The sequence below is a fragment of the Kitasatospora sp. NPDC042419 genome (assembly GCF_056437345.1).
In genome coordinates this window covers 41796-63948 of record NZ_JBWKAW010000037.1, presented here as the reverse complement: position 1 = coordinate 63948, position 22153 = coordinate 41796, and the positions used below count along the sequence as shown (strand labels likewise).

13 protein-coding genes are annotated in these 22153 nt (G+C 75.3%); 5 read left to right on the top strand and 8 right to left on the bottom strand.

What is annotated here, in order from left to right; all coding sequences use genetic code 11:
• Window positions 1-105 precede the first annotated feature (105 nt).
• Window positions 106-4053 (top strand): type VII secretion protein EccCa, encoded by a 3948-nt coding sequence (gene eccCa, locus AC067J_RS39070; protein ID WP_478307553.1) that lies wholly within the window; start codon window positions 106-108, stop codon window positions 4051-4053.
• Window positions 4054-4547: 494 nt separating this feature from the next.
• The gene (locus AC067J_RS39065; RefSeq protein WP_478307552.1) at window positions 4548-5960 is read left to right on the top strand and encodes an APC family permease; all 1413 of its coding nucleotides are present in this window, start codon (window positions 4548-4550) and stop codon (window positions 5958-5960) included.
• Between the two features lie 109 nt (window positions 5961-6069).
• On the opposite strand, the gene AC067J_RS39060 is transcribed toward AC067J_RS39065, so the two are convergent.
• The 6 genes from AC067J_RS39060 to AC067J_RS39035 all read right to left on the bottom strand — a co-directional run bounded on the left by AC067J_RS39060 (window position 6070) and on the right by AC067J_RS39035 (window position 11986).
• Window positions 6070-7356 (bottom strand): hypothetical protein, encoded by a 1287-nt coding sequence (locus AC067J_RS39060; protein WP_478307551.1) that lies wholly within the window; start codon window positions 7354-7356, stop codon window positions 6070-6072.
• 101 nt (window positions 7357-7457) lie between these two features.
• Entirely contained in the window at window positions 7458-8000 is a 543-nt protein-coding gene (locus tag AC067J_RS39055) for a SigE family RNA polymerase sigma factor (protein WP_478307550.1), read from the bottom strand.
• Between the two features lie 96 nt (window positions 8001-8096).
• Complete coding sequence (mycP, locus tag AC067J_RS39050) at window positions 8097-9338, bottom strand: type VII secretion-associated serine protease mycosin (RefSeq protein WP_478307549.1); 1242 nt, start codon at window positions 9336-9338, stop codon at window positions 8097-8099.
• A gap of 86 nt (window positions 9339-9424) precedes the next feature.
• Window positions 9425-9718 carry a WXG100 family type VII secretion target gene (locus AC067J_RS39045; protein WP_478307548.1) on the bottom strand — a complete coding sequence of 98 codons (294 nt, stop codon included), beginning with the start codon at window positions 9716-9718 and terminating at the stop codon, window positions 9425-9427.
• A gap of 77 nt (window positions 9719-9795) precedes the next feature.
• Entirely contained in the window at window positions 9796-10095 is a 300-nt protein-coding gene (locus AC067J_RS39040; protein WP_478307547.1) for a WXG100 family type VII secretion target, read from the bottom strand.
• Window positions 10096-10282: 187 nt separating this feature from the next.
• A complete protein-coding gene (locus AC067J_RS39035) occupies window positions 10283-11986 on the bottom strand; it encodes a type VII secretion protein EccB (RefSeq protein WP_478307546.1) in 1704 nt (567 codons plus the stop codon).
• 167 nt (window positions 11987-12153) lie between these two features.
• Here AC067J_RS39035 and eccE point away from each other — a divergent pair, with 167 nt between their 5' ends.
• The 3 genes from eccE to AC067J_RS39020 all read left to right on the top strand — a co-directional run bounded on the left by eccE (window position 12154) and on the right by AC067J_RS39020 (window position 16670).
• Entirely contained in the window at window positions 12154-13542 is a 1389-nt protein-coding gene (gene eccE, locus AC067J_RS39030) for a type VII secretion protein EccE (protein WP_478307545.1), read from the top strand.
• A complete protein-coding gene (locus AC067J_RS39025; protein WP_478307544.1) occupies window positions 13542-14315 on the top strand; it encodes a hypothetical protein in 774 nt (257 codons plus the stop codon). The genes eccE and AC067J_RS39025 overlap by 1 nt, the downstream gene beginning before the upstream one ends.
• 129 nt (window positions 14316-14444) lie before the next feature.
• On the top strand, window positions 14445-16670 hold the full coding sequence (locus tag AC067J_RS39020; RefSeq protein WP_478307543.1) for a MinD/ParA family ATP-binding protein: 2226 nt from the start codon (window positions 14445-14447) through the stop codon (window positions 16668-16670).
• Between the two features lie 82 nt (window positions 16671-16752).
• On the opposite strand, the gene AC067J_RS39015 is transcribed toward AC067J_RS39020, so the two are convergent.
• Both AC067J_RS39015 and AC067J_RS39010 read right to left on the bottom strand, forming a co-directional pair.
• Window positions 16753-17697 carry a bifunctional riboflavin kinase/FAD synthetase gene (locus AC067J_RS39015; RefSeq protein ID WP_478307542.1) on the bottom strand — a complete coding sequence of 315 codons (945 nt, stop codon included), beginning with the start codon at window positions 17695-17697 and terminating at the stop codon, window positions 16753-16755.
• A complete protein-coding gene (locus tag AC067J_RS39010; protein ID WP_478307541.1) occupies window positions 17598-21791 on the bottom strand; it encodes a trypsin-like peptidase domain-containing protein in 4194 nt (1397 codons plus the stop codon). Before AC067J_RS39010 ends, AC067J_RS39015 begins: the two co-directional genes overlap by 100 nt.
• Window positions 21792-22153 lie beyond the last annotated feature (362 nt).

Genomic DNA, 22153 nt, shown 5'->3' with positions numbered 1-22153 from the left:
GGGGCGGCGCCACACGGGGCGTCCTCACCCGTACGGATCCAGTTGCGTGAGGGCTGATGCCGTAGTGATCGAGCGGAGCGTTCGTGGTCGTGGGGTGGGGCGCGCATGGGCGTGATCACGGTCAAGCGGCCGCCCCGGGCCTATCCGCCGGGGGTGCCGGACGAGCCGGTGGAGCTGGTCCCGCCGCCCGAACTGCCCCGGTCCGGCGGCGAGGACTGGGTGATGAGCATCCTTCCGATGCTCGGGATGGGCGGTTCGGCGGTCTTCTTCTTCTCGCCGGGCGCCCAGGCCCCGATGAAGATCATGGGCGGCCTGATGATCGTCTCGACGGTCGGCATGGTGCTCGCCCAGATCGTCCGGGCCCGCAAGGGCGGTTCCACCGCGACCGCGGACGAGCGCCGCGACTACCTCAAGTACCTGCAGCAGGTGCGCCGCCAGGTCCGTCGGACCGCCGAACGCCAGCGCGGCGCACAGCTGTTCCTCAATCCGGCGCCCGACCAGCTCTGGTCGATCGTCGCGGACGGCCGGCGGCTCTGGGAACGGCGCACCGGGGACGCCGACTTCGCGCAGGTCCGGGTCGGCCGGGGGCCGGTGCAGCTGGCGACCCCGCTGGTCGCGCCGCAGACCGCGCCGATGGACGAGCTGGAGCCGCTCTCGGCGGCCGCGATGCAGACCTTCCTGAAGGCCCACGGCACCCTGCAGGACCTACCGTTGGCGGTCTCGCTGCGCGCCTTCTACCACATCACGGTGTGCGGGGACCCGGACACCGTGTACGGCAACGTGCGGGCGATGATCGCCCAGTTGACGACGCTGCACTCGCCGGACGACCTGCTGGTGACGGTGGCCGCGGCGCCGGGCGCGGTGGACGAGTGGGAGTGGACCAAGTGGCTCCCGCACACCCAGCACCGCAAGGAGAACGACGGCGCGGGTTCGCGCCGGCTGATCGCCACCGGCCTCGGCGAGCTGGAGCACCTGCTGCGGGACGAGCTGGCGGGCCGTCAGCGGTTCACCCGGGACGCCGTGCCGTCCCCGGACCAGCCGCACATCGTCGTCGTCATGGACGGCGCCGCGGTGCCGCTGGACTCGGTGCTGGCGGGCCCGGAGGGCGTGCACGGGGTGACCGTCATCGAGGTGGTCCCGGGTGACCTGGACGAGCCGAGCGGGCACCTGGTCATGACGGTCTCGCCGGACGAACTGGTGCTCCGTTCGGCGTCGGGTGCGACGTACCTGGGCGAGCCGGACACGCTGTCGGCCTGGCAGTCGGAGGCGCTGGCCCGCCAGCTGGCCCCGTACCGGGCCTCGGCCGGGGGCGACGACGAACCGCTGCTGTCCAACCTGGACTTCACCGACCTGATGAACTCGGGCGATCCGGGCTCCTTCGACGTGACCCGCAGCTGGCGGCAGCGGGCGCAGCACGAGCGGCTGCGGGTGCCGATCGGGGTCGGGGCCGGCGGGGAGCACATCCACCTGGACCTCAAGGAGGCCGCGCAGGAGGGCATGGGCCCGCACGGCCTGTGCGTCGGCGCGACCGGTTCCGGCAAGTCCGAGCTGCTGCGGACGCTGGTGCTGGCGCTGGCGATGACGCACACCTCGGAGACGCTGAACTTCGTGCTCGCCGACTTCAAGGGCGGGGCGACCTTCGCCGGCATGGCGGACATGCCGCACACCTCGGCGGTGATCACCAACCTGGAGGGCCAGCTCACCCTGGTCGACCGCATGCGGGACGCCATCGAGGGCGAGCTCAACCGCCGCCAGGAGCTGCTGCACCGGGCGGGCAACTACGCCAACGTCCACGAGTACGAGCGGGCCCGGGCGGCCGGTGCGGCGCTGGACCCGCTGCCCTCGCTGGTGCTGATCATCGACGAGTTCTCCGAACTCCTCACCGCCAAGCCCGACTTCATCGACATGTTCATCCAGATCGGCCGGATCGGGCGGTCGCTGGGGGTGCACCTGCTGCTGGCCTCGCAGCGCCTGGAGGAGGGCAAGCTGCGCGGCCTCGACACCTACCTCTCGTACCGGATCGGCCTGCGCACCTTCTCGGCGGCCGAGTCCCGGGCGGCGATCGGCGTTCCGGACGCGTACCACCTGCCGCCGGTGCCGGGCGTCGGCTACCTGAAGTTCGGCACCGACGTGATGGAGCGGTTCAAGGCCGCGTACGTGTCCGGGCCGTACCGCGCGCCGGGGCAGCAGCGGTCGACCGGCGGCCGGCTGGTGACGGCGCGGCCGGTGCTGTTCACGGCGGCCGAGGTGGCGGTCCCGGAGCCGCTGGTGCAGGAGGTGGAGCCGCTCGTCGAGGAGCAGGACGACGCGCTGGTGGACACCGTGCTGGACGTGTTCGTGCAGCGGATGGCGGGCCAGGGCCCGGCCGCGCACCAGGTGTGGCTGCCGCCGCTGGACGCGCCGCCGAGCGTGGACCAGCTGCTGCCGCCGCTCCAGGCGGTCCCGGAGCGCGGGCTGACCTCGCCCGGGTACGGGGCGCTGGGCCGGCTGCGGGTGCCGGTCGGCACCGTCGACAAGCCGCGGGACCAGAAGCGCGACATCCTCGACCAGGACTACTCGGGGGCGGCCGGCCACGGCCTGGTCGTCGGCGGCCCGCGGTCCGGCAAGTCGACGGTGATGCGCACCACGGTGGCGTCGTTCGCGCTCACCCACACCCCGCTGGAGGTGCAGTTCTACCTGCTGGACTTCGGCGGCGGCGGCTTCCAGTCGCTCCAGGACCTGCCGCACGTCGGCGGGGTGGCCGGACGGCTGGACGTCGAGAAGGTCCGGCGGACGGTCTCCGAGGTGCACGGGGTGCTGAACCGGCGGGAGGAGCTGTTCCGGGCGACCGGGCTCGACTCGATCGTGACCTACCGCGCCCGCCGGGCCGCCGGGCAGCTGCCGGACGAGCAGTTCGGCGACGTCTTCCTGGTGATCGACGGCTGGAACACCTTCAAGCAGGAGTTCGAGTCGCTGGAGCCGGTGATCGGGGACATCGCCCAGCGCGGCCTCGGCTACGGCGTCCACCTGATCGTCACCGCGACCCGCTACGCGGAGGTGCGGCCGGCGCTCAAGGACCTGCTGCAGAACCGGACCGAGCTGAAGCTCGGCGACGCGATGGAGTCCGAGGTCGACCGCCGGGTGGCGCAGAACGTGCCGGCCGTCCCGGGGCGCGGGGTCACCGCGGACCGGCTGCACTTCCTCACCGGCCTGCCGCGGCTCGACGCGTCGAGCTCGGTGGACGACCTCCAGGACGGCGTGGCCGGGCTGGTCGCGGCCGTCGCCGCCGCCTGGACGGGCCCGAGCGCGCCTCGGGTGCGGATGCTGCCGGCGGTGCTGGACGGCCGCTCGCTGCCGAAGGGCTTCGAGCACCCGGAGCGGGGTGTCGCGTTCGGCATCGACGAGGCGGAGCTGGCTCCGGCCTTCGTCAACTTCGAGACCGACCCGCTGTTCATCGTCTTCGGCGACACCGAGTCCGGGAAGTCGGCGGTGCTGCGGATGCTGGTCAAGCAGATCACCGAGCGGTACACCCCGGACCAGGCCGGCATCGTGGTCGGCGACTACCGGCGCGCGCTGCTCGGCACGGTCCCGCCGGCCCACCTGGTGGAGTACGCGGCCGCGCAGCCGGCCATGACCCAGGTGATCGAGATGCTGCGCGGGGCGTGCGCCCGCCGCCTGCCCGGTCCGGACGTGACCCCCGAGCAGCTGCGCAACCGCAGCTGGTACAGCGGCAAGGACATGTTCCTGGTCGTGGACGACTACGAGCTGGTGGCGACCGCCTCCGGCAACCCGCTGGCCTCGCTGGCGGAGTTCCTGCCGTTCGCCCGCGACATCGGCCTGCGGGTGATCGTCGCGCGCAGCGCGGGCGGGGCCGGGCGGTCGCTGTACGAGCCGTTCCTGCAGCGGATGCGCGAGCTGGGCGGCCAGGGCGTGCTGCTCTCCGGGAACCGGGACGAGGGCGCGCTGCTGGGCACGGTCAAGCCGCAGGCGCTGCCGCCGGGCCGCGGGGTGTTCGTCTCGCGCCGGATGACCGGCGGGCAGATGGTGCAGACGGGCTGGCTGCCGGCGCCGTGACGGCCCGGGAACCATGCAGGCCGGCCCTCGGTGCTGGTGACGGAGGGTGATCGAAGGGGTCGGATCCTCGGGATCCGGCCCCTTCGCACGTCCCACCTGCTGAAACGTTACCTAGATCTTTCCGGCCGGCGGCTGCGGTTCCCGTATCCGGCCCGGGCTCGGCCGGTGGCTCGGGGGCGGCCGACCGACCTGACCAGGGCGTCGGCCGACTGCCTTTGAATGGGTGCACGCAACACCACGTTCACCTTGGATTCAGGCCCGCAGTGGCGAAAGTAACAAGTCGGACATGCATAGTGATGACGATCCGTGATCATGAGATCGCATGCCTATGCCCCAACCCGCAACGGATTCCGAAGCATTTCCGCGATTGACGCGATCGATACGGCCAAGGTTCCATGGCGGCCCGGGAGCGACAGGACCAGAACCCGAGCAACCAGCCAGCGGAGGCGATACCGCTCCCTCTCCAGGACCGCACAGAGCCGATCGGAAGCCTCATGACCGACACGCTTCGCCCGCCACGCGCCGTAGCCCCCGCCGCGGCCACCGGGGGCACCCCCGCCGCGCCGCAGACGCTCAAGCGCTCGATCGGCGTCGTGGGCGGCACACTGCTCACGCTGTCCTGCGTCACCCCGGCCTCCACGCTCTTCGTGATCGTCCCGGAGCTGTTCTCCAGCATCGGCAGCGCCACCGCGCTGGCCATCGCGATCGGCTCGGTGCTCTGCATCGCGGTCGCGTTCTGCTACTCCGAGCTCGGCACCCTGATCCCCAGCGCCGGCGGCGAGTACGCGATGGTCGGCACCCTGGCCGGACGGCTGGCGGGCTGGCTGGTCTTCGTGCTCTCGCTGATCGTGGTGATGATCGTCCCCTCGGTGATCGCCCTCGGCACCGCCGACTACCTCGCGCCCGTGCTCCACGTCGACAAGCCGATCGCCGGCGCCGCGGTGATGCTCGCCGCCACCCTGGCCGGCCTGCTCGACCTGCGCGCCAACGCCTGGATCACCGGCATCTTCCTGGTCCTGGAGGTCGTCGCGGCCGGCGTCGTCTCGGTGCTCGGCTTCGCCCACGCCAACGGCGACGCGCCCAGCATGCTGCACGGCGTCGTGACCGGCGAGGACGGCGTGACGACCACGGTGAGCATCGGCGCCATCATCGGCGCGCTCGGCATCGCGCTCTTCATCACCCAGGGCTTCTCCACCGCCGTCTACCTCTCCGAGGAGCTGGAGAACCCGCGCCGCAACGTCTCCCGCACCGTGCTGTGGACGCTGGGCATCTCCGCCGCCGTCATCCTCGTCCCGGTCGCCGCGATCACCATGGGCGCCCCCGACCTGGCGACCCTCAGCTCCGGCGACATCTCCGGCATGGTCACCGCCTGGAGCAACTCCGCGGTCGGCACCTTCATCAGCCTCTGCGTCGCGCTGGCCATCATCAACGCCGGCATCGTCATGGTCATCCAGAACTCCCGGGTGCTGTTCGCCTCGGCCCGCGACAAGGCCTGGCCCGACCCGGTCAACAAGGCCTTCGCCACCCTCGGCCGGTTCGGCTCGCCCTGGGTCGCCACCCTGGCCGTCGGCCTGCCGGGTGCCGCACTCTGCTTCGTCGAGGGCGAGCTGCTCAGCGAGATCACCGGCGTCGCCGTCACCGGGATGTACCTGCTGGTCGCGATCGCCGCGCTGCTCTCCCGCCGTGACCGGCACAAGCACGCCGCCGCCTGGCGGATGCCGCTCTGGCCGGCCGTCCCGGCCGTCCTGATCGTCGTGCTGGTCTACATCATCACCCAGCTGGACACCGTGCCCCTGCTGTGGACCGGCGGCATCACCGCCGTCGCCACCCTCTACTGGCTGTTCTACCTGCGCCCCCGGCAGGACACCCGCTGGGTGATCAGCCTCCCCGAGGACCAGCAGGGCTGATCCGGCCGGAACCGACCCCCACCCCTCCCCCACACGGCAGTGCCCCGGGCTCCCCCCTGGCCCGGGGCACTGCCGTTCGCCGCGGTCCGGCCGACCGCGCCGGCGGGCGCTACTTCTTCAGCTTCCACTGCGTGCTGGTGGCGATCGCCTTCAACTGCTCGACGGTCAGCGCGGGGGTGGGCCGGGTCGCCGGGGTGATCTGGGACCCCCTGTCGAAGGCACTGATCACCACCCGCAGGCCGTCCGCGTGCAGGGTGTCGACCGTCCACTCGCCGCCCTGCCGGCGGACGACCACCCTGGTGCCGTCCGGGAGCTTCTGCGCGTTGCCGAACGTCGACTCGGCGCCCTTGTCCCGGCTCCAGTCCTGCACGTTGACCTGCACCAGGGACTTGCCCTTGCCGTCGTTCACCACGAAGTCGGCGAAGCCCGGCTGGCCGCTGGTCTCGGTCTGCTTCAGACCGGCCGGCAGCAGGCCCGCGGTGATCGTCAGGATCTCCGCCTTGCTGTACTCCCCGGTGCCTTGCGGTTCCACCGGGGTCGAGGCCGGGAGACCGGCGACGATCCGGTCCCAGGACCCGTCCGTCACGACCGCCTTCAGCTGCTCGACCGTCAGCGGCGGGGTGGGCCGGGAGACCGGCGCCCCCTTCTCGGCCGCCGCGTTCCACTCGGTCAGCTCGATCAACCTGCCGTCCTTGCCGACCAGCCGCGCGAACCAGCGCTTGGCGCTGTCCCGGCCGTCGGAGTACTCGTAGCCCTGGAAGACGGTCAGTGCTCCGCCGTTCGGCAGGGCGGTCGTGGTGCAGGCGTCGAACCGCACCGTCTTCCGGTCCGGGCAGACCTCCTCCGTCCGGCGCGGGTCGCCCTCCCCGAGGCGGAGCAGCGAGATGCCGATCGCGGAACGGCCCTTGCCGTCGTCGAACACCACCGACGCGCCGGCCTGCGGGCTGGTGCCTCCGCCACCGCTCTCGGTGCCGGTGATCACGCCCTTGGGCAGCAGCGCCCGGAAGGTGGCGAGCACCTCGGCACCGGCGGGCGTACCCGCCGGGGACGATCCCGGGGCGCCCGCCGAAGCGGACGCCGAGGGCGTACCGGCGCCGCTGCCCGCGCCCGCACCGTCACCGCTCGGGGCACCGCTCGGGCCGCCGGCCGCCGCCGCCAGGGGCACGGCGGCCGGGGAGCCGCCGGTCCCGCCGGTGAGGTACACCGCGCCGGTGCCGACCAGGGCCAGCGCGGCCACGCCGCCCACCGCCGCGGCCGCCGAGCGGCGGCGCCAGCGACGGCGCCCGCGGTCGAGCCCGCCGGCCGCCAGCCGGTCCCCGCGGTCGCTGCCGAACCCCTCACCCGTGCGGGTCATGGCGAAGAGAAGGTCGTCCTCGAACCTGTCCTGTCCGGACATGCGTGATCACCGTTTCGGTAGGTGGCGAAGTGGCAGGGCGGCGCCGGTTCCGCGGCGCGGGCGGTCGCGGACCGTCAGTGGCGGCGGGGTCGGCCGGGCACTCAACGGGCGGCCAGCTCGGCGAACGAGTCACCGAGCTGCGAACGCATCCGGCCCAGGGCGCGGGTGGTACGGGTGCGGACCGCCCCCGAGGACACCCGCATCACCTCGGCGGTCTCCTCGACGCTGCGGTCCTCCCAGAAGCGCAGCACCAGCACCGCCCGGTCCTTGGCCGACAGCCCGCCGAGCGCGTCGAGCATGGTCACCCGAAGTGCGCGGTCCACCTCCCGGCCCGCGGGCTCGGGGAGTTCGCCGACGGGCCGCTCGCCGCTCGAACGGCGGCGCTGCTGGGCGAGGAAGGTGCGCACCATCACGGTGTGGACGTACGCGCCGGGGTTGTCGACCCGGTGCCGCCCGCCGGTCCAGGAACTGCGGCGCCACAGCACGTACATCCGGCCGAGGGCCTCCTGGACGAGGTCCTCCGCGTAGTGGGTGTCGCCACTGGTGAGCAGGCACGCCGAGCGGTACAACCGCCCGGTGTGGCCGGCCACGAGTTCCAGGAACTCCCCGTCCTTGGTCTCGCGCGTGCTCCCGGTCCGCCCCATCCGCGGTGTCCTCCCCCGATTCCGGTCCCCCGACATCATGGAGATGCGGTGAGCGGCGCCGGATGTTACAGCCGGACCGGAAAAGGATTCCGCCGATCAGTCCGAGGTCCGGCGGCGGTGGTCGCGGAGCACCACGCCGCCGCCGATCAGCAGGGCGACCAGCAGCGCGCCGACGCCGAGCACGTACGTCGCGGTCCGGCCGTCGCGGTCGGCCTGGGTCTCGCCGAGGCCGAGCGGACGCGGCACGATCGGGGCGGCGGCCAGCCGGACCGGCGGGTCCTCCACGGGGCGGTCCGGCGGCGCCACGGGCGCGGTGGCGACGGCCTTCACCGGGTCGACCACGCCCCACCCGATGTACTCGTTCGGCTTGCGGTCGGTGCGCTGCGCGGTCTGCTCGATCCAGGCCCGCACCTGGCTCGGCCGCCAGTCCCGGTGCGCGCCGACCAGCAGGGCCGCCAGCCCGGCCACGTACGGCGCGGCGAAACTGGTGCCGTTGTCCACGCACTGGCCGCCGCGCGGGACGGTGGAGAGCATGTCGACGCCGGGCGCCGCGACGTCCACGAAGTCGCCGTACTGGGAGAAGTAGGTCCGCTCGTTGTTGCGGTCGGAGGCGCCCACGGCGAGCACGGTCTGGAAGGCCGCCGGGTAGGTGTCGCCCTTCTTGCCGTCGTTGCCGCTGGAGGCGACCACCACCACGCCGCGCGTCTCGGCGTTGTCGATCGCCGCCTTCAGCTCGTCGTAGCCGACGAAGCCGCGGTCGCCCGCGCCGCGCACGTCCTGCGAGATGTTGATGACCTTGGCGCCCTGCCGGACGGCCGAGTCGATCGCCTCGACCAGCGAGTGGACGTCGCCGTTGCCCTCGGCGTCGTTCTGCCGGATCGCCAGGATGGTGGCCCCCGGGGCGATGCCGACGAAGCCGGTCTGCTCGCTGCGGCCGGCGGCGATGATGCCCGCCACCTTGGTGCCGTGGCCGACCAGGTCGTTCCTGCCGCCGCCCTCGACCCGCTTGCCCTCCTTGTCCTTCAGCAGCGAGCCGCCGTCGACCACCCGGTTGGCGAGCTGCGGGTTCAGGTCGTCCACCCCGGTGTCGATGACCGCGACGAGCACCCCTTCACCCGTCGTCGCGCCGCCCTGCCAGAGCTCGTCCAGCACCATCCGCTGCAGCGACCACGGCACGGCCCGCACGTTCTGCGCGGACTTGCCGCAGTCCCCGGCGGCGGCGACGCCCGGTCCGGCCGCCACCGCGGGGGCCGCCGACGGGCCGCCGAGCACCGCGAGCACCGCGAGCGTCGCGGCCGCCGTCCGGCACCTGACCACCGGCACCCTGCCACCCCTCATGTCGTCCACCCCGGTTGCGTGCCTGGGGGCGGGCACCCGGCGGGCGCCCGCCCCCTCGGCGGGTCGTGCTCGGGCCGCAGCCGCCGTCAGCCCGTCCAGAGGGTGGCGTTGCGGTTCTCGGTGTTCTGGTAGCTCTCGGCCGCCTTGTCCAGGGAGTTGGCGATCTGCGCCAGCACCTGCTGCAGGTGGGCGGCCCGCTGGTCCCACTTCGCCTGGTGGGCCTGGTAGCCCTGCTGGGCGACGCCCTCCCAGCTGGAGGCGATCTTGGTGACGCCCGTCTTCAGCTCTTCGAGCTGGGCGTTGATCGTCTGCGCGGTCCGACGGACCTCGGAGCCGGCGTTCTTGATGGTGTTGAAGTTGACGAGAATGTGTTCGGCCACGATGTCTCCTAGTCGAGGCTGCGAGGCACCCCATCGCCCGAGGGGCGCGTCGCCGGGTGAGCGGACGGAGCTGGGGATCAGACCGTGCCGGCGCCGAAGGCGGCCTGCTGGTCAGCGTCGGCCTGCGCGTACTTCTGGGTCGTGAGCTCGATCGCTTCCTTGATCGCCACCAGCGACTTGTTGAGCTCCTGGGCGTCCGTGTTGAACTGGCCCTGGAGGTTCGTGTAAGCCTGCGCGGCCTGGCCCTGCCAACCGCCGGTGATCGAGGTCACCAGGTTGTTGAGGCCGTTGATCTCGGTGTTGATCTTGTTGATGACCTCGTCCATGTGCTTGGCGAACGCCAGCATCTCCTGAGCGGTCGTCCTGAACTGACCCATGCTCCACCGTCCCCATGAGACAGACCCTGTGTCAGGAGGCCGCTCTCCGAGGCCTCCCGAGCATCACCGGTGTGATGTCCTGCAGCACTGTAGTCGGCACACGCAGCTCACCCAACACCAGCCGACGGCCAGTTACCAAGCCATGACATCGACGCCAATTCCTTTGCCCCGAAAGGAGAAAGGCCGATCATGCGTTCTGCTGCTGGGCGGCGCTCTTCGCGTTCAGCGCCGGACCGGACGGCACCAGGTTCGACCACTGCCGGGGGACCGGCGCCGGCTGCAGACCCTGGTAGCCGAGCCGGGCCTGGTTGCCGCCCGACTCCTCGGGCTGCGGCGGCCCGGACGCCTCCCCCGGCTGCCCGGACGGGCTCTTCGGCGCCGCGCCCTGAGCCCCCTGGCCGCCCTGACCGCCCTGACCGCCCGGTTGGGCCGGCGGCGTGGTCTGGCCGCCCTTGCCGCCCTCGCTGCTGGCCGGCACCGGGTACCGCAGGCCGGTCTCGGTGATCAGGTAGTCGGTTCCGGAGCCGTCCGCCCCGTTGTCCAGGGCCCGGTAGAACAGTCCGTGACCCGGCGTCACATGCGCCGAGGACGCGCCGTTGCTGTACCGCGCCGGGTAGTCCGGGCCGGTCCAGACACTGCGCCTCGGGGTCCTGCCGTCCTCCGCCACCCCGTCGAAGGTGCTGCACACCACCGTCCTCGCGTCCTTCTGCGCCTGCCAGTTGTTCGCCGGCGCGCCCGTCCTGGTCGGCCAGTCGGCCGCGCCGTCGGCCATCAGCGGGACGCTGCTGTTGAGCGCCGCGTGCTCGGCCGGGGTGATGTCCTCGATCCGCGGGTTCTTGTTCGCGTCCTGGTTGTACAGCGGCTGCAACAGCGGGTTCTGCCGGATCAGTTCGGCCTGGAACGGGCTGATCAGCAACAGCTGGGTCCGGCCCACCACGTAGTGCCGGTCGCCGAACCGGACCAGCCGTCCCACCTTGCGGTTCTCCGGGTTCTGCAGCGCCACCGAGGAGTTGGGGCCCTTGGTGTCCGGAACCAGCCCGTCGATCCGCGGGAAGACGATGTCGCTGCCCGGCGCCAGCGTGTCCAGCCAGTCCTTCTTCACCTTCTGCGGGTTCGCGGACGCCCCGAAGACCGCCCCCATCAGCTGCGTCCGGATGGCGTCCGAGTCCTCCGGACCGCCGATCGCGTGCTTGCGGCCCTTCGCGTCCACCAGGAACAGCCTCAGCTTCCCGCGGCCCGCGCCCGGCAGCCCTGGCGGGGCCGCCACCTGCGGGTCGTCCGCCTGCTGCACCAGCACCGCCTGGTCGACGTCGAGCAGCCGGTCCTTCGCCTCCAGCGCCAGGGCGTCGGCGCCGCCCGCCACGAAGACCGCCTGGTTGACCGTGTTCCCCTGGTCGTCCGCGCCCGGGCGGTCGCAGACCGACCACTTCATCGGCTTGCTCGCGTTCTCCTTGGACGGCAGCTTGTCCGGGGCGTACGGGATCCCGATCGTCGGACCGTGGTTGGGGTACTTGTCGAGCACGCCGTCGTCGACCACCACCACCTTGGCGTCCACCGGCAGCACCAGCCGCGCCGACGACATGTTCAGCACCTGGTGCAGCCGCTTGGTCCGGCCGTCCGGATCGGTCAGCACCACGTACCGGGTGGTGCTCTGCTTGCCCTGGACGATGAACCCGCCCTCGTCCCAGCCCACCGGCGCGCTCGGCTTGAACACCCCCCAGAGGCCGAACCCGCTCACCACCAGCGCCCCGACGATCACGCTCGGCAGGACCGCCTTCACCGGACGCGGCGCGTCCTCGTCGCTACCCCCGCCACCGGGCAGCAGGAAGGCCGCGACCGTGCGCTTGCGGGCGAAGGTGTAGGCGTTCAGCTCGTCCCGGCGCGATGCCATCCTCGTCGTCCCCCCCTGTCAGACCGACCTGCCCCGTCGTCCGCACCCGGGCGGAAACCTGCTCGAACCCTCTACGATGCGGCAGCAGACGGTGAGTACGGTACGGGTACGGTTCGCCAACCGGCCAGCCCGGCACGGCAACTGACGCAGAGAGGGGCACTCGGGGGATGCCAGGCCACACCGCTCCAGGACGTCAGGGCACGGCACGGGGCGGCGGGCCGCGCCGCCCCGGCAGAGGGCCGCGACCCGGCCCCTCGGCCGCCCCCTCCAGCGCCCCCGACCCGTCCGGCGGCCCCGTCACGGTCCGCATCCACCCCCGCCCCGGACTGCTCGGCGGCCGACTGAGGCTCCAGCAACTCGTCCTGGTCGAGGTCGCGCTGGCGCTGACCGCGGTCGGCTGGACGATCAGCCGGCCGGTCGCCGCCGCGTTCGGCGCGGTCGCCCTCGTCCTGCTGGTGCTCGCCGCCGTCCCGGTCCGCGGCCGCACCGCCCCGGAGGCACTGCGGGTGCGCGCCGCGCTGCGGTCCCGCCGCAAGCGCGCCCGGACCGACCTCCCGCCGGCCGGCACCGACCCGGCGCTCGCCCCCGTGCTGGAGCTGGAACCCGCGCTGCGCACCTGCACCCACGCCACCGAGACCGACTTCGGCGGCCGCCCGGTCCGCCGGGAGACCGGCATGGTCGGCGACGGCACCTTCCTCAGCGCCGTCCTGCTCGTCCAGGCCAAGGACCGCCCGCTCCGCCCGGCCCGCACCGCCCGGCCGCTGCCGCTGGACGTCGTCTGCTCCGCGCTGCGGGTGGACGACATCACCCTGGAATCCGTCCAGCTGGTCCAGCACACCCAGCCCGCGCCGGCACCGCACCTGCCCGAGCAGTCGCTGGCCGCCCGCGCCTACCGGGAGCTGCCGGACGGCACCGCCACCCCCGCCCTACGGCTCACCTGGGTGGCGCTCAAGCTCGACCCCGAACGGGCGGCCACCGCGGTACGCGCCCGCGGCGGCGGCGAGGAGGGCGCCCGCAAGGCGCTCCAGCGGGTCACCGACCAGCTCGCCGGGCGGCTGAACAGCGCCGGCTTCGACGCGACGGTGCTCGACGAACGCGAACTGATCGCCGCGCTCGCCATCTCCACCTGCGTCAACCCGCTGGCCACGGCCGGCCGCCAGGGCAGCGGCGTCGGCAGCGGGCGGCGCGCCCAGGAGGGCAACCGCTTCTGGCGGGTCGACGACCGGTGGCACAGCACCTACTGGATCTCCCGCTGGCCGCAGCTCGGCCGCCCCGGCGGCGCCCCCGGCCGGATCGCCGTCCCCGACCTGGTGAACCTGCTCACCGGCGCACCGGCGCTGGCGAGCACCTTCAGCCTCACCGCCGGGCACGGCACCGGCGGCTCGGTGACGATCAGCGGCCACGTCCGGGTGACCGGGCGCAGCGAGAGCGAGGCGGTCGGGATCGGGCGCCAGGTGGAGGCCCGGGCGCAGAGCACCGGCCTCGGACTGACCCGGCTCGACCTCGAACAGGGCCCCGGCGTGCTCGCCACCCTGCCGCTGGGAGGTGCTTCCTGATGGCGTACCAGGGCTACCGGGCCGTCGGCCCGACGCCCCGCGCGGAGCGGCAGCCGAGGGTCCGGCCCCGGCTGCTGCCCGGCTTCGGGCTGCGCGGCCCGCGCCGGGAGAAGCACGTGCTGACCGTCGGGGAGCTGGGCGCGCTGGCCTTCCCGGTCGGCGACGACGGTGTGCTGATCGGCGAGGACGTGCACCGGGGGCAGCCCGCCGTGCTCGGGCTGTTCCGGCCCGGCGCCTACGACCTGGTCCTGGTCGGCGGTGCGTGGACGGCGCAGGTCATCGCGCTGCGGGCGGCCGCGACCGGCGCCCGGGTCGCCGTCGAGACCGCCCGGGCCCACCTCTGGGGACCGCTGGCGCAGGCCGCGGGCGGCGGCCAGCCGTGCGTGACCGTCCACCAGGTCGGCCGGCTCGGCCCGCAGGGCGCCTCGGTCACCTCACCGGTGCTGGTGGTGCGCGACCTCGGCGCCCGCCCGCCGCGCAGCCGGCTCTCCGCCGCGCCCTGGCAGACCAGCCTGACCGTGCTGCCGTACCTGGGGCCGAACGCGGCCCAGGTCCTCAACACGGCCGACCTGGTCGGGGTGCAGCGGGTCTCGCCGCAGGAGGCCGAGCTGATCGGCCGGGTGCTGTCCCTCGGCCCGCAGGAGGTGGGAGCGCTGCCCGCCCTCGCCGAGGACCTGACGCTCTGGACGACCCGGATGAGCCGGCAGTACGTACGGGTCGTCGCCGGGCAGGCGGAACAGCAGCTCCTGGGCGGCCCGCGCCGGATCGACTGACCCGGCCGGTCCCGGTCACGGCCCGGTCGGAGATGAGATACCGCCTTCAGCGGGGGGTGGCTCACGGCCTAGGCTGTGATGCGGCAACGGCACCGCGAACATGCGGCGGCGAACACGAGGGAGCCCTAGGTGAGTAGCGATCGGGACGGCGTCTACGTCGGCGACAACGCGGCGGAGGACGACGACGACTGGTCCGACGCGCCCGATTACACCCCTCCGTCCTGGTACGTGCAGACGGACGCCCAGGGCGCGCCGTCGGCGGTTCCTGCTCCTGCTCCTGCCCCTGCTCCCGCTCCGGTACCTGCCCAGGCTCCGGCGGCTCCCGCGCCGGCCGTCGAGCCCGTCGCGCAGCCGCACGCCCAGCCCCAGGTCCAGGTCCAGCCCCAGCCGCAGGTCCAGCCCCAGCCGGTCGCCGCACCGGCACCCGCACCCGCACCGGTCGCCCCGGCCGTACCCGCCAGCCAGGTCGCGGCGCAGCACGTCCCGTTCGCCGCACCGCCCGCCGACCCGGCCGTCCCCGTTCCCGTCCCGGCGCCCGCGCCCGCGCCCGCGCCCGCACCCGCGCCGCACGCGGAGCAGCCGCCGGTGACCGCCCAGCCGTGGCAGCCGGCCGATCCGTCGGTCCAGCCGCAGGCCTTCCCCGGGCCGCCGGCCCCCGCCCCGGCACCGGCGCCGCAGCCGGCCCCGTACCCGGACCCCCAGCAGCAGGCCGCGGCCTACCCGCCGGCCCATCAGCAGCCGCAGCCCTACCCGCAGCAGGCCCACCAGCAGGCCCAGCCGCCGCAGGACCCGCAGGCCGCCGCGTGGGCCGCCGCCCAGCAGGCCGCGGCCCAGCAGCCCGGCCCGCACCCGGCGGCCCCGCAGCCCGCGCCGGCCGACCCGCGCGCCGCCGGCTGGCCGCAGCCCAACGCCTACCAGCAGCAACCCCCGCAGCCCGGCCCCGCCCAGCCCTGGCAGCAGCAGCCCGACGCTCCGCAGGCACCCGCCGCGATCCAGCAGTCCGGCGCCCCGCAGCAGACCGCGCACGGCGCGCCGCTCGGCTACACGGCCGCCGTCGAGCTCTCCTCGGACCGCCTGCTGCGCAGCCAGCCGAAGCAGCAGCGCCAGCAGCCGCGGTTCCAGTTCGGCGGCAAGGCCGCCGCCGCGGAGAAGGCCCGCAAGCTGGAGATCATCCGCACCCCGGTGCTCAGCTGCTACCGGATCGCCGTGATCAGCCTCAAGGGCGGCGTCGGCAAGACCACGACCACCACCGCCCTCGGCGCGACGCTGGCCAGCGAGCGCCAGGACAAGGTGATCGCGATCGACGCCAACCCGGACGCCGGCACGCTCGGCCGCCGGGTCAAGCGGCAGACCGGCGCGACCATCCGCGACCTGGTGACGGCCATCCCGCACCTGCGCAGCTACATGGACATCCGCCAGTTCACCTCGCAGGACCTGCACTCGGGCCTGGAGATCCTGGCGAACGACGTCGACCCGGCCGTCTCGACGACCTTCAACGACTCGGACTACCGGCAGGTCATCGACGTGCTGGGCCGCCAGTACCCGATCATCCTGACCGACTCGGGCACCGGCCTGCTGTACAGCGCGATGCGCGGGGTGCTGGACCTCGCCGACCAGCTGATCATCGTCTCCACCCCCAGCGTGGACGGCGCCTCGTCCGCCTCGACCACGCTGGACTGGCTCTCCGCGCACGGCTACGCCGATCTGGTGCAGCGTTCGATCACGGTGGTCTCCGGGGTCCGCGAGACCAGCAAGATGATCAAGGTCGAGGACATCGTCGCGCACTTCCAGACCCGCTGCCGCGGCGTGGTCGTGGTGCCGTTCGACGAGAGCCTGGCGGCCGGCGCCGAGGTCAACCTCGACATGATGCGGCCCAAGGTCCGCGAGGCGTACTTCGACCTGGCCGCGCTGGTCGCCGAGGACATCGTCCGCGCCCAGCAGGCCGCCGCCCAGCAGTCGAGCTGGCAGCAGCCGGCCGCGGCGCAGCAGTACGCCGCCGCGCAGCAGCCCTACGCCCCGCAGCAGCCCCAGCCCCAGCCCCACCCGGACCCGAACCAGCAGCCGTACCCCCAGCAGCCCGGACAGCCGGGGCAGCCGTGGCAGCAGCCGGGCCCCCAGCCCGCCCCCGGCGCACCCTGGGCGCAGCAGCCGGGCCAGACCCCGCCGCCGGCCGGCTACGGCTACCCGCCGCAGGGGCAGCCCCAGCCGGCCCCGGAGTGGCAGCAGCAGCCGCAGCAGCCCGCGCCGCCGGCCGGGGGCTACGGCTACCCGCACCCCCAGGGCGGTGAGCAGCCGCAGCAGCAGCCGCCCGCAGGGTACGGCTACCCGCCGCCGCCCGCCCCGCCGCAGCAGTAGTAGACGGCAGCAGCAGCACCGCGGACATGCGCGAGGGCCCGCCGACCGGAGTCGGCGGGCCCTCGCGCGCGGGGCGGGCGGATCAGCCGGCGTCGGTCAGCTCGCGCGACCGCTTCACGTCGTCGGCCATCCGGTCCAGCAGCGCCTCGATCGAGTCGAACTTCTCCATGCCGCGCAGGTACACGAGGAAGTCCACGGCCGCGTGCAGCCCGTAGAGGTCCAGCCCGACCCGGTCGATGGCGTACGCCTCGACGGTCCGGGCGGTGCCGTCGAAGGTCGGGTTGGTACCGACCGAGATGGCCGCCGGCATCCGCTCCCCGTCCGCCGTCAGCCAGCCCGCGTAGACCCCGTCGGCCGGGATCGCGCTGTGCGGCACGGTGTCCACGTTGGCGGTCGGGTAGCCCAGCTCGCGGCCGCGCTGCGCGCCGCGCACCACCACGCCCTCCACCCGGTGCGGGCGGCCCAGCACCTCGCCGGCCCCGGCCACGTCGCCGGACGCGACCAGCCGCCGGGTCAGCGTCGAGGAGAACGGCTCGCCGTCCCCCGCCGCCCCGCGCACCTGGAGGTCGACCACCTCGACGCCGCAGTCGGCCGCCCGGCCCAGCTCGGCAAGCAGCGCGACGTCGCCGGCCGCCCGGTGGCCGAAGCGGAAGTTCGGCCCCTCGACGACCAGGCACGCGTGCAGGGCGTCCACCAGCACCTGCCGGAAGAACTCCTCCGGGGACTCCTTCGAGAACTCCGTGGTGAACGGCAGCACCAGGACGGCGTCCACGCCGAGCTCCTCGATCAGCTCCGCACGGCGGGGCTGCGGGGCCAGCAGCGGCGGGTGGCTGCCCGGGCGGACCACCTCGCTGGGGTGCGGGTCGAAGGTGACCACGACCGAGCGGACACCGAGTTCGCGGGCGCGCTCGACCGCCCGGTCGATGATCAGCTGGTGTCCGCGGTGCACTCCGTCGAACGAGCCGATGGTGACGACGCTGCGTCCCCAGTCACCGGGGATCTCCTCCAGGCCACGCCAGCGCTGCACCCTGACCGCTCCTTGTTCCGTACGACGCGTACCTTCTGTACGCTCAAACGCTCAAAACCCGAACCCCTATAGCGTGCCATGCGCCTGTCCGGAGTTCGGCACCGGAAGGCGGGTTGGGCGCACGGCCGGGTGCCGGGCCCCGGCGGCGGGTGTCCGGAGCGCCCCCGGGCCCGCCCCGCACCCGGCGCCCGGCCCGCCGTCGAGCCCGCCGTCGCGGGCCACCTCGTGGCCGGCCGCGCAGTCGACCCGGCGCCCGGCGCCGCCCGGCGCTCCGCGTCGGTTGCCGCGTACTGCGGATCCCGGCCCGCCGCCACCAGGGCACGGAACCGGTCCAGCCGGGGACCGCCCGGGCGGGCGGGGCGGCCGTCCTCCGGCCACCGTGCCAGCAGCTGCGCGAACGCCGCCGACCGGCCGGCGCAGCGCACCAGCAGCCCGTCCGCGTCCGGCAGCCCGGCAGCCGCCCGGACCAGCACCGACCTGGCCCGGGCCGGCCGCTCGGCCGCGCAGTGCTCGGCGAGCGCGGCCACGGCGGCGGCCAGCACCTCCGGGTCGCCCTCGGTGGCCAGCAGGGTGTCCAGCAGCTCGCAGCGCAGGGCGTCCGCCACCGGGTCGGCCACCGGGCGGGACAGCACCTCGGCGAACGGCCTGCGGACGGCCGCGGCCCGGGCGGCCAGCCCGCTGCTCAGCAGCACCCGCAGCTCCAGCCGGGCGACCGCGCCCTCGACGGCCCCGCCGGCCAGCCGGCGGCCCAGGTAGTCGACGGCCACCGGCCCGGCCAGCGCCGGGCGCTCGCGCAGCAGCCGGGCCGCCAGCTCGGCGCCCCGCCGGACGGCCAGTGGTGACCGGGCGTCCGCCAGCACCCGGAGCGTCCCGGCGACCGGCGGCCCGGCGACGGACGCCCCGGGGAGCGGTGCCCCGGTGGCCGAAGGCCCCGCGACCGACGGCCCCGCCACCCACGGTCCCGCGAGCGGTGCCCCGGCGACCGGCCGTTCGGGGCGGGCCCCCCGCTCCGGCCCGTCCAGCCGGGCGGCGAGCGCGGCCAGGACCGGTTCCGGGTCGCTCTCCAGGGCGGGGGCCAGCGCCTGCGCGGTCAGGAAGCGGTCCTCCCCGCTCCGGTACGCGGCCAGCGCCGCCGGCAGGTGGGCCGCCCGGGTCCGCGGGTCCCGGACCAGCAGGGCGAGCGCGGCACCGTGCAGGGCCGGCTCGTCCTCCCGGGCCAGCAGGGCCAGCGCGGTGAACCGGAGCAGCTCCGGCCCGGCACCGCTCGCGTACGGGGCGACGCGCAGCGCGTGCACGGCGGCGGCGACATGGCGTTCGGGCCGCGGGTCGTGGCTCCAGCGGTCCACCGCCCGGCAGAGCGCCGAGGGCTCCTCGGCGGCCAGGACGGCGAGCAGCGCGTCCGCCCTCGGGTGCGCCGCTCCGGCCAGCGCTTCGGTCAACTCGTCCAGGGCCAGGGCGCGGTGGGCGTACAGCAGGTCGTGGGCGAGGTCGGCGACGGTGCCGCCGGGGCGGGCGGGCAGGCCGCGCGGATCGTCGAACCAGGCACAGAGCAGCGGGAGGACAGCGGACGTGTCTGCGCGGAGCCGGCCGGCCACCGCGGCGAGGAACCGCCGGTCGGGGCCGTCGGCGGCCACCAGCCGCCGGTAGAGGGCGAGTTCGCGATCGACGGGCAGGCCGAGGCCGGCCCAGAACGCCGGTCCGAACCGGCCGAGCCCGGCCGCCGGGAGCTGCTCGAACCCGCCTGCCTCCGCGGCGCGTTCGACGATCCGGTCGGCCAACTGGCCGAGCAGTGCCCGGTGTTCGGCGAGGTCCGGGCTGGCGGCCAGGCCCGCGGTGAGCAGCCGCCCGGCCCACCAGCCGGGTTCGCTGCCGGGCGGGCGCAGGTCCAGGGCCCGCCAGATCCGGTGCAGCCACGGGTCCAGCGCCGGCGCGCCCCAGGTGTCGGCGAGCCGCCGGAGCGCGGCGGCCACCGGGCCGACCCGGCAGCGCGGCACCGCCCGGACCTCCCCGGAGGGGCGGGTGTCCTCGGTCTCGCCGAGCAGCAGCCGCAGCGCCGCGTCGAGGTCCAGGTGCAGGCCCTGCAGCCAGTCGGCGAACTCGCCGTGCGCGAAGCGGTAGCCGGGCCCGGCCGGCACGAACAACCCCTCCGCCAGGACGGCCGCGGCCCAGCCGCCGGCGGCGGGGAACAGCTCCTCGAACGCCGCCCGGCCCAGTCCGCCCGGCTCCGCGCCGAGCATCCGGCGGGCCGCCTCGTGCACCCGGCCCGCCACCGCCGCCGCCAGCCGCCGTACCCGCCCGTGCCCGGCCGGGCGGACGGCGCCCCGCCGGTGGGCGCCCGGCCGACGGGGCCGGCCGTCCTCGACGAGCCGCTGGGCGGCCCGCAGGCAGCACAGGTCGAGGTGGGCGGCGAACAGCTCGCCGCGCCGGGCGGGCTCCCCGCGCAGGCCCTCCGCCCACAGCTCCCCGGCCAGCCGGACCGCGAGCGGGTGCCGGGCGTCCGCGTCCTCCGGCCAGCCCGGCGGCAGCCCGTACCGGCGGCGGACCCGGTCCGCCGCCTCGGCCGGGAGCGGCCCCAGCCGGCGGACCACGACCCGGACGGCGAGGGCGGCCGGCGCCGTCCCGCCGTACCGGGCCGCCGGCTCGTCGTACCGGGCCGCCGGCTCGCCCTCCGGGCCGGAGCAGCCCGCACCGCCCGGCCCGGGCGCCGGGAGGTCCGGCTCGCCCACCGGGACCAGGAACTCCCCCTCGCCGCCGCCCGGCGCCAGCCGCTCCCAGGCCTCCTCCCCGCAGGCCGTGAGCAGTCGCGCGCCGCAGGCGCCCAGCCACCGTGCGGCCGCCCGCAGCCAGTCGGCGTCGAGCGGCGCCGGTGCCTCCTCGGGCCCGTCCAGCACCACCAGCAGCGGCCGGCCGGCCGCCGCGCAGAGCGCGGCCACCTCGCCCGGCCCGGGCGGCGGCGGGCTCTCCAGCTCCGCCGCGGCGGCGGCGAGCGCCCGCTCCACGGCGTCCGGGAGCGAGTCGCCCCCGGCGCCCAGGTCGGCGCCGCGCAGCCAGAGGGTGGGCCTCGGGTGCTCCCCTCCGCCGCGCCGGACGGCGAGGGCCGCCAGCTCGGTGCTCCGGCCCGATCCGGGCGCCCCCACCAGCGCGACGACCCCCGCCCCGGCCGCGTCCCCGAGCGGACCGCCCGCACGGCCGCCACCGTCGTCACGGCCGTCGCCGCCGTCGCCGCCGGGCCACTCCCCCAGCCCGTCCGGCCGGTCCACCCGGTCGGCCGCCAGCGCGGCCACCCGCCCGGGCCCCGCACCGGCGGCGGCCAGCTGGGCCGAGGCCAGCCGGAGCACCCCGGCCAGGTTGAGCGCGCTGCCGTACGCCGGCACACCGGCCGCGTTGCGGGCGAGTGCCCCGGCCAGCTCCGTCCCGCCGTCCCCGTCGTCCCCGCCACTGCCACCGCCGGCGGCCGTCCCCGCCGGCGCCACCGGTACGGCGAGCGGCGGGCCCGGCCTGCCGGGGGCGCGCAGCGCGGGCGCGACCACGGCGACCACCGCGCCGCTGCGGGCGTCCAGCACCGGCGCGCCGGCCGGCACCGCGGCCGCGCCGCCGGGTGACGGCACGTCGAGCCGCAGGGCGCCGCCGATCAGGTGGAAGCGGTCCGCCCACCCGTAGACGGCGCCGGTGGTCACGGCCACACCGCAGCGCAGCAGCACCGTCCGCCCGTCGGCACGGCCGTCCGCCCAGACCGGTACGGGCACCAGCAGCACGTCCCCGGCCTCCGCCCCGGGGACCGCCCCGACCGGCAGCGGTGGCACCGGGACCCCGCCGACGGTGTCGGTGCGCAGCAGGGCGAGGCCGTGCCCGGGCAGCTCCCGGACGTGGTCCGGGCCGAGGACACGGGTCTGGCCGCCCGGGGTGTGCAGGACGATCCGGTCGAGGCCGGCGACGGTCTCGTGAGCGGTGAGGACGGTGCCCTGCGGGTCGACCACGAAGCCGAGTCCGCGCGGCCGGCCGTCCCGGTCGCGGATCCGCAGCAGTCGGCGGCCCGGGTCGCCCGCCGCCCCGTCGTCCGCCGGCAAGCCCAGGAAACCCAGCAGTCCCGGCATTCGTGCAGCCCTCCCGGCAGGGCCGGCCGGCCCCGGAGTGGACGCGTCGCGGCGACCTGCTCGCCGCCCGGGAGCCTGCCCGGCACGGGTGCGGACCGACCGTGCCCACGCCGTTCACGACCGCCGTTCACCTCGCGCGCTCCCCCGTGCGGGTGAACTTCCGGCCCCAACGGCCCCCACCCGCCCCCGTCCCGGCCCCCGCGCCCGCGTCCACGCCCGCGCACGAGCCCGCGCACGAGCCCGCACCCGCGCACGCACCCGGCCGCAGCCCGCCCGAAGGAACCCCACCCGCCGCGAGCCCCGCGCACGGAAAGGGCGGGGCCCCGGGAGCCGACAGCTCCCGGGGCCCCGCCAGCGGACCG

Excerpts from the sequence above, each read along its gene's own strand:
- eccCa (WP_478307553.1), top strand. The coding sequence starts at position 106 with ATGGGCGTGATCACGGTCAAGCGGCCGCCCCGGGCCTATCCGCCGGGG.
- AC067J_RS39065 (WP_478307552.1), top strand. The coding sequence starts at position 4,548 with ATGACCGACACGCTTCGCCCGCCACGCGCCGTAGCCCCCGCCGCGGCC.
- AC067J_RS39060 (WP_478307551.1), bottom strand. The coding sequence starts at position 7,356 with ATGTCCGGACAGGACAGGTTCGAGGACGACCTTCTCTTCGCCATGACC.
- AC067J_RS39055 (WP_478307550.1), bottom strand. The coding sequence starts at position 8,000 with ATGGGGCGGACCGGGAGCACGCGCGAGACCAAGGACGGGGAGTTCCTG.
- mycP (WP_478307549.1), bottom strand. The coding sequence starts at position 9,338 with ATGAGGGGTGGCAGGGTGCCGGTGGTCAGGTGCCGGACGGCGGCCGCG.
- AC067J_RS39040 (WP_478307547.1), bottom strand. The coding sequence starts at position 10,095 with ATGGGTCAGTTCAGGACGACCGCTCAGGAGATGCTGGCGTTCGCCAAG.
- AC067J_RS39035 (WP_478307546.1), bottom strand. The coding sequence starts at position 11,986 with ATGGCATCGCGCCGGGACGAGCTGAACGCCTACACCTTCGCCCGCAAG.
- eccE (WP_478307545.1), top strand. The coding sequence starts at position 12,154 with ATGCCAGGCCACACCGCTCCAGGACGTCAGGGCACGGCACGGGGCGGC.
- AC067J_RS39025 (WP_478307544.1), top strand. The coding sequence starts at position 13,542 with ATGGCGTACCAGGGCTACCGGGCCGTCGGCCCGACGCCCCGCGCGGAG.
- AC067J_RS39010 (WP_478307541.1), bottom strand. The coding sequence starts at position 21,791 with ATGCCGGGACTGCTGGGTTTCCTGGGCTTGCCGGCGGACGACGGGGCG.